Origin of the sequence: Noviherbaspirillum autotrophicum (genome assembly GCF_000818395.1) — a bacterium.
Taxonomy (GTDB): domain Bacteria; phylum Pseudomonadota; class Gammaproteobacteria; order Burkholderiales; family Burkholderiaceae_D; genus Noviherbaspirillum; species Noviherbaspirillum autotrophicum.
In genome coordinates this window covers 1-7630 of record NZ_JWJG01000012.1, presented here as the reverse complement: position 1 = coordinate 7630, position 7630 = coordinate 1, and the positions used below count along the sequence as shown (strand labels likewise).

7 protein-coding genes are annotated in these 7630 nt (G+C 55.5%); 3 read left to right on the top strand and 4 right to left on the bottom strand.

The annotated features are described in order from the left end of the window. Nucleotides 1–503: 503 nt before the first annotated feature. Nucleotides 504–1007: a DUF523 domain-containing protein gene (locus TSA66_RS01120; RefSeq protein ID WP_040038666.1), complete on the bottom strand. Its 504-nt coding sequence runs from the start codon at nt 1005–1007 to the stop codon at nt 504–506. Between the two features lie 780 nt (nt 1008–1787). Here TSA66_RS01120 and infA point away from each other — a divergent pair. Both infA and dbpA read left to right on the top strand, forming a co-directional pair. Further along, the gene (infA, locus tag TSA66_RS01115) at nt 1788–2048 is read left to right on the top strand and encodes a translation initiation factor IF-1 (protein WP_040038665.1); all 261 of its coding nucleotides are present in this window, start codon (nt 1788–1790) and stop codon (nt 2046–2048) included. An 85-nt stretch (nt 2049–2133) separates the two neighbouring features. After that, complete coding sequence (gene dbpA / locus TSA66_RS01110) at nt 2134–3522, top strand: ATP-dependent RNA helicase DbpA (RefSeq protein ID WP_040038664.1); 1389 nt, start codon at nt 2134–2136, stop codon at nt 3520–3522. A 264-nt stretch (nt 3523–3786) separates the two neighbouring features. On the opposite strand, the gene TSA66_RS01105 is transcribed toward dbpA, so the two are convergent. Beyond that, on the bottom strand, nt 3787–4386 hold the full coding sequence (locus TSA66_RS01105; RefSeq protein ID WP_040038663.1) for a short chain dehydrogenase: 600 nt from the start codon (nt 4384–4386) through the stop codon (nt 3787–3789). A 59-nt stretch (nt 4387–4445) separates the two neighbouring features. On the opposite strand from TSA66_RS01105, the gene TSA66_RS01100 reads away from it, so the two are divergent. Beyond that, nucleotides 4446–5369: a LysR family transcriptional regulator gene (locus TSA66_RS01100; protein ID WP_232429370.1), complete on the top strand. Its 924-nt coding sequence runs from the start codon at nt 4446–4448 to the stop codon at nt 5367–5369. Between the two features lie 364 nt (nt 5370–5733). Here TSA66_RS01100 and TSA66_RS01095 read toward each other — a convergent pair whose 3' ends face one another. Next, complete coding sequence (locus TSA66_RS01095; protein WP_040038662.1) at nt 5734–5979, bottom strand: hypothetical protein; 246 nt, start codon at nt 5977–5979, stop codon at nt 5734–5736. Nucleotides 5980–6764: 785 nt separating this feature from the next. Then, on the bottom strand, nt 6765–7301 hold the full coding sequence (locus tag TSA66_RS01090; RefSeq protein WP_232429371.1) for a YgjP-like metallopeptidase domain-containing protein: 537 nt from the start codon (nt 7299–7301) through the stop codon (nt 6765–6767). Nucleotides 7302–7630: the final 329 nt, after the last annotated feature.

Below are 7630 nucleotides of genomic sequence, written 5' to 3'. Positions count from 1 at the left end.
AGATCAATCCCGATGGTAGTAAGCTGGTGCATGACTTCCCCTCCTGGTTAGATTGAACGGTGACACCTCAATCTTGGCACTTGATGCCGTGCGACTTCAACGTCGCTTCGGGACGGGGAAGTCCCTTACATTTGAAAAAGTAATCCAGCAATACTGGACCAGTCCGAATGCAGCCATAACGATTCGTCAAACGAATTAGTTGCACCAAAACGCCGACAGATGCACTACTCCTGCGACTTAATGCGTCTGCTTTCATAGCGGGAGAATATTTCTCCGGAGTTTTTCAACAGAATCGGCCGGATGTACCTGATCGAAGTTTTTGAGTCGCCGGCAGCTTTATGCGCAGTTGCTAACCTTCGCCTGCTGGCCATGAATTGGAGCAGGCGACCCGAAGCGGACTTTGCCCTTTCAGCGACTTTCACCAGTTATTCCAGCGTCACAAACGCCGACTCAGAGATGCCTCAACAGACCCAACTCCTAGAGCCTGTGATTTCTGCCGGATTTCATGGTCTCGTGTCATCAAGCGAGCGCAGCAGCGCGTCGGCTTCGTCCAAGGTATGTTCACTAAAGACCGCAATGCCGTGCGCCATAAGCAGAGACGCCGTAACTCCCGGCTTTTTCACCGTCGCGCCGGAGAAACTTCCGTCATAGGTGAAGCCGGAACCGCACGACGGGCTGCCCTCCTTGAGTACGGCGACGGAAATTCCTTTCGCCCGGGCTTCTAATAGTGCCTGCTGGGCCCCCGTCACAAAAGATGCAGTGACGTCAGCGCCGGTGACGTCAACTACCGGCGAAGCGCCGCTCAGGACCGCAGACCCACCCGTAGCGCGCGCAATCTCAGCAGGCAGGCGAGGTGTTGGCAGGCCTCCAGCCGTCTCAGGACATATGGAAACAATTCGTCCCTCTGCGCGCCATCCCTCTAGGAACGCGCTGTTGACCTGCTTGCTACTTCCATCATAGCGGACGGGGCTGCCGAGCAGGCAGGCGCTTACGAGTACTCTTTGCATCGTCGGACAAGCAGAAATAGTTTTGGTAACCGTGGAGATGAGATGCTATCACCTTGGCTGCGGATGGAACACCAACGACCGTCTGCTCCTGGCCGACAGTGCTTGGTCGGCACTCCTGATGCACCGGCCGCTATCGGTTGCCTTTCAGGCGATCACTAGGGCGGGCAGAAGGAGAACAGACGCCCCTAAGCGGTCATTGCTGATCGCAGAAAGCGGTCAATCAACGCCGCATTAACCGTCGCACCAAAGGTGCGTCGCTGCAACAGCGACTGGGAAATTAAACCAATCCCAATATATTTGTGCGCTGCACAAGCAGTGTGGTACACTGCATTTGCGTTGAAGTAGTGACGAACTTCAGCGTGTCTCGTTGAACTGAGTTGCAGTAGTGTAGAGCTGTAACGCTCGCGTGTTCCACGGACTTTGAATTCCAGATATGTTGGTCGATTTACACCTTGGGTGCACTACACAGATAGTCTAGGCGCCCGAAGCACTGCACCATGCAGATAGCATGGGCTGGTGCGAAGATTGAAGCACTGGCAATACATTGAGACGAAGCCCGCACCTAGCGGGCTTTTTTCAAGCCCGTATGGGTATGGTTGTATTTCACACCATCACCGTCCACTCCGTTACTGAAGCGCCCAAGACAGAGATCGCTCTGCTTTTCGCTTTGCGTCCATTACTTAGTTGCTAGCTCCATCCCCCGAAGCTACAGCGCCGCAAGCAACAACGTCCACGCCATTTTGCGTTGACGAACCTCATAGCCAACCCAGGAGTCATCGCATGGCAAAAGAAGAATTGATTGAAATGAACGGCGTCGTCGTTGAAGCACTACCCGAATTACGTTTTCGTGTCGATCTGGATAACGGCCACAAATTGATTGCTTATACTTCGGGAAAAATGCAAAAGAACCACATTCGCATTCTCGCAGGAGACAAAGTGACATTGGAGCTTTCGCCCTACGATCTCAGCAAAGGCAGAATCACCTTCCGCCATATTGAAAAGCGCAACGCGCCGTCGGCTAGACCTCAGCGATACCGATAATTTGGTTTACAGGGGCAGATCCCATGCCCCGTTTAACCTTTGAACACACCGACTTCACCAATACGAAGCGACAAGCATTCTCACTTTGAATACTACGCCCTTTTCCAGTTTGCCGTTGCCGCCGGCACTATTGAGCAATCTCGACAACCTCGGTTATCGCGAGATGACCGATATCCAGGCGCAAAGCTTGCCGCTGATTCTGGAGCAGCGCGATCTGATCGCCCAAGCCAAGACCGGCAGCGGCAAGACAGCCGCGTTTGGTATCGGCATCCTGCACAAACTTAACCCGGCCTACTTCGCTATTCAAGCACTGGTGCTCTGTCCCACTCGGGAACTGGCCGATCAGGTATCGAATGAATTGCGCCGACTGGCCCGCTTTGCCGAGAACATCAAGGTACTCACCCTATGCGGCGGTGCGGCAATGAGGCCACAGATTAGCTCGCTGGAGCATGGGGCGCATATTGTCGTTGGCACGCCCGGGCGGATTCGCGATCACCTCGGGCGCGGCACCATCGATTTATCCAAGTTGCAAACGCTTGTGCTGGATGAGGCTGATCGCATGGTTGATATGGGCTTTTATGAAGAGATCTCCGGCATTGTCAGCGCCTGTCCAGCGCGGCGCCAGACGCTCCTGTTTTCTGCCACCTATCCGGACGATATTCGCAAGGCGAGCGCCTCGTTTTTGAGAGAGCCGTATGAAGTGAAAGTGGAGGCGCAGCACGACGCCTCTCAGATTGAACAGCGCTTTTATGAAGTGGATAGCGACGGACGCAACGCTGCTGTAGCGCGGTTGCTCAATCATTACAAACCAGTATCGACACTGGTCTTCTGTAATACCAAGATTCACTGCCGCGAACTGGCCGCCGAATTACGCGAACAAGGTGTGTCCGCACTGGCGCTACATGGCGACCTGGAACAACGGGAGCGCGATGAGATCCTGGTGCTGTTTGCCAATCAGAGTTGCTCTGTACTGGTGGCTACCGATGTCGCTGCCCGCGGACTGGATATTCAGACGCTCGGCGCAGTCATCAATGTCGATGTGTCGAAAGACACCGAGGTACATATCCATCGCGTCGGCCGCACCGGTCGGGGTCAGGATAAAGGCCTGGCACTAAGCCTGTGTAGCCCGAATGAAAAGAAATGGGTAAAGCTGATCGAGGCATATCAGGGAGGGCCGGTGCAATGGTTCGAGCTGGCGTCGATGGAATTCGCGGAAGGTGGCGCGCTGCGCGCACCGATGGTGACGCTTTGCATCATGGGAGGAAAAAAGGACAAGCTGCGCCCGGGCGATGTTCTGGGTGCGTTGACCGGGGATGCAGGTCTGACCAAGGAACAGGTCGGCAAGATCAATGTGTTTGAGTTCATGACCTATGTGGCTCTGGACAGACGTATCGCGGATAAGGCGTTTGCACGATTAAGTACCGGCAATATCAAGGGCAGGAATTTCAAGATGAGATTTATTTCTACGATGTAAATGAAGCTGAAGCTGACGGATAGTCTGGCAGCGGGGAAAGTGCGACGACGACTTTTGGCCGGTAGGGCTTGATCGGCACGCTTGAAGAACTGTCCGCTATCGGACGCCTTTCAGACGATCTCAAGAGTGGGATGAAGGAGAACAGCCGACCCGTTGCCGTCCTCCATGATCGCTCCCAATATGTCGGCAACGTGGGTACATGCGGCCGCTGCCCCACGCATCAATCGTTCTGATCTGCCAACTCGGGAGCCGCCGCAAGTCTCATCACCATACCCGATAGATACGCCCGGTTTGCGGCCCCTCTACGCTCCGCACATACGCCAGCGCGACACGCGACGCCGGCACCGACTCGAAACCTGGGAAGAACGGGCCATAGATAGCCTGTGATTCCGTTAACATTGTCGGACTTACGGCGTTGATCCGCACACCGCGAGATAACTCGATTGCGGCCGCCCGAACGAAGCCCTCGACCGCAGCATTGACGGCGGTGGCGTTAGCTCCCTGACGAATGGGCTCGTCGGAGACAATGCCTGTAGTTAGCGTGATCGAGCCGCCGTCGCGCAGCACGTGCTGGCCTAACAACGCGAGTCGCACTTGGCCGAGCAGTTTGTCCTGCAAGCCGATGTTGAAATCAGCAGGTCGCATCGTCTCGAGGGGGCCGAAGAACAGGCTGCCAGTCGTCGAAACAATCGCGTCCACCGGGCCCACTGCCTCGAACATCGCCTCCACGCTGTCGTCGCGTGTTATGTCGACCCGGTACTCGCCGTGCTCGCGCCCCGCGCGAACCACCTCATGTCGATCAGCTAAGGCTGCAACCACAGCACTGCCCACGGTACCGCTGGCACCAATAACCAAAATTCTCATGTCCATCTCCTATTTAAAAAACGGGATGCCCAGATTATTGCGAATCAGCGATGAGATAAATGATGATATGGTTTGGCTATTCGAAATCAGTGATTAGCAATATGGACAAACTACGTGCTATGGAAGTATTCGTGGCCACCATCGACGCGGGCAGCTTTGCGGCGGCAGCAACGGCGCTGAATCTCTCGGCGGTGATGGTTGGCAAGCACATTCAATCACTCGAAGCACAGTTGGGAGCGAGACTGATCGACCGCACGACGCGGCGGCATCGGCTCACCGAGATAGGCGCGGCCTACCTTGAACGATGTCGGGACGTTCTGGCCAGTGTGCAGACTGCCGACGGCGTTGCCGACGCCTTGCGCGCGGTGCCGATGGGCACGCTCAGGATCACGGCTCCTGTGTCCTTTGGTGCCCATCGCCTGACGCCGGTGATTGGCGAATATATGGCGATGCACCCGCACGTGGAAGTGGATTTGAGCCTGAACGACCGCGTGGTCGATCTCGCTGAAGAGGGCTTTGACTGTGGAATACGCATGAGCCGCACTATCGACGACAGCCTGATCGCACGGCAGCTCGCCCCGTCTCGCATGTTGGCTGTGGCCAGTCCCGGCTGGATCGCAAGCCATGGCATGCCAGGACACCCGTCGGAACTTGAAAAGTACCCGCTGCTAAATTTTGCCGCTTGGGGTCCTCGCCACGTCTGGCGCTTTACGCAAGGAGACGATGTCGTCAATGTGCCTGTGCATGGACGATTCAGCACCAACAATGGCCAGGCGCTACTAAGTGCGGCCATGGCGGGCATCGGTGTGATCGTGCAGTCAGACGCACTGCTTGCGCCAGCTATCGCGGCAGGTCACGTATTGCCATTGCTGCCCGATTGGGAGCTCCCCACCCGAGCCGTCCACATCGTCCGACGGCCCGAGGCACGGCCTAGCGCCAAGTTGAGAAGCTTCTTCGATTTCGTGGTGACGCGACTTGGTTAGCGGCAGTCAACGCTCCACTTTGCTAGCTTCGGTCGATGTCTCAGCTACCGCACGCAAAGCTGCCCTTCGTGAAACATAGTCAAAAGACCGTTCCTGGCCGAACATGCCTAGTCGTCGTTCTCGCGGTACCGGCGGCTATAGACGCAGTTGCTGACCTTCGCCTGCTGAGTGCGAATTCGAAGAGACGATCCTAAGCGACCTGAGGATGCTCGCAGCAGTGATGGCGGCTTCGTGATCCATTGGCCGTCGGCTACGGGGAAGGACCATCGGCCCAGTAGCTACGCCGACCAGGTGCTATGCAATTCTTTCCCGGATCGGGCGAGGGGAGCAAAGGAAAATCCCATGAACTCAACCGGGCCGCTATCTAACCCCTAAGGTCGGCTTCAGCAGTCTCGACCGGCGGCTGCGGCCGGCTCATCACGTAAAGCACCACTGCGCAGGCTCCGAGGAAACCGATCGTGGCCAACGCGCTCGGCACCCAGCGATCAGCCAGCCCTCGCTCCATCCACAGCCAGATGAACAGGCCAAACATCGGCACAGTAAGCAGTGTGCAAAAAACGGCCGTGGCCAGTGCTACCTTTTGTCCGATATGACGTTTTAAATCACTCATTGAACTTCCTCCACCATCAACCATATTGAGTGATCGTCACGCGCATCGCTCATCAAAGGACTGGGCGCGGCACAACCCAGAAGCCGGACCCGATACCCCGATAAGCATCATACCTGAGATCGCCCTTCCTCATTTCACGGGAAGTAACAACCTCCGTGACGACGCTTCTGACTGCTTTACGCTGCGCTCAGGACATTCGTTGCCTGGCAACGATTGGAATAATCGACCCAAAGCAATCAAATTCCCTTCCAGAAAGCAGCCGTTCAATCATTGAGACTTGAGAGGTACCTCAGTGTGTACGATTCGCTGGTCAGCCATTTAGCTGATGAGCTAATGCAGATAAATTGCCCTGTGTGTCTGATACCACGCCTCGAATGCATGCACGTTAACGGGCCTACATACGCAGCATCCTTGCATTATCGACAAGTATTGAGTGGTAGGTCACGGGTGGCCGGTCGTTACTCCGGCTGCTATGTCCGCACCACTGTGTCGGGCGAATTCTTCCGACCATACGCTGGCGAGTGATACGCACCTTCACACCTGCAGCGCATGCATGCGCTAACCCTGCAGGCACCCGTGGCACGAACATTGTGCACCATTTGCGTCAAGCGCTTTGCGCTTTTCTCCCGTCAAGCGGGGCGGATGGCTCCGCGAAATGCGGCTCGCCGTTTGCTGCCAACCCCGGTTCTAACCGGACCTGGCTGTACTAGTGATGACCCGTGCCTGCTATGCGCAAGGTTCGTACGTCGATCATGGTTTTTTCGACCCGTTGCGTTTTTCGTCAGCTAAATAAGTGGGGACCGCTCCATTGGTCCGGACCACAAGGCCTTACCGGATAAGTCCAGATGCGTCAGGTACAGTCTCAAATCAAGTTCATATTGGTGATACTGCGGCTCCATGTAGGTACACAGTTTATAGAATGCCTTGTCGTGTTCTTTCTCCTTAAGGTGCGCCAGTTCGTGCACCACGATCATCTTCAAGAACTCGATCGGAACATGTTTAAAGAGGGATGAAACGCTGATCTCACGCTTGGCCTTGAGCTTGTTGCCCTGCACCCTGGAGATAGTGGTATGCGTTCCAAGCGCGTGCCGGATGATATGAATTTTGCCGTCGAAAACGACCTTGCTGATCGGCGCGCCATTCCGGATGAAATCATTCTTCAACGCAGTGACATACTGATAAAGTGCTTTGTCAGTCCGAATGTCATGCGTCGCCCCGTACCGCTTCAGGAGCACATTCGCCAGCTGGTTGTCGGCGATGAGTTTATGCACCTGCCGCAGTAGTTCGTCGGGATAGCCCATCAGATATTTCAATTCCAATATTTTCCTCTTCCTTTGCAGACAGGCAGCCAGTTTAATATGCGCAGCATACGGGATGCGGACCGACCATATTCATCCACGATTAGTTTTTATACATAATTTACGACGTCTACTTCAAGGGGGATGATGCTTTTCGGAGGAACCGCTCATGGCCGGCGGTGCTTGGTTGGCGCTCTCGAGGGGCCGGCCGCTATCAGTTGCCTTTCAGACGATCACCAGCGCAGGATGAAGGAGAGCTGCCGATCCTTAGCTGCCATACGGCAATCCGGAAAACAGCCATTCACCGTCCCGGGTAATCAGCGGCTAAGCCATATGTATTCATTTCCATGTTG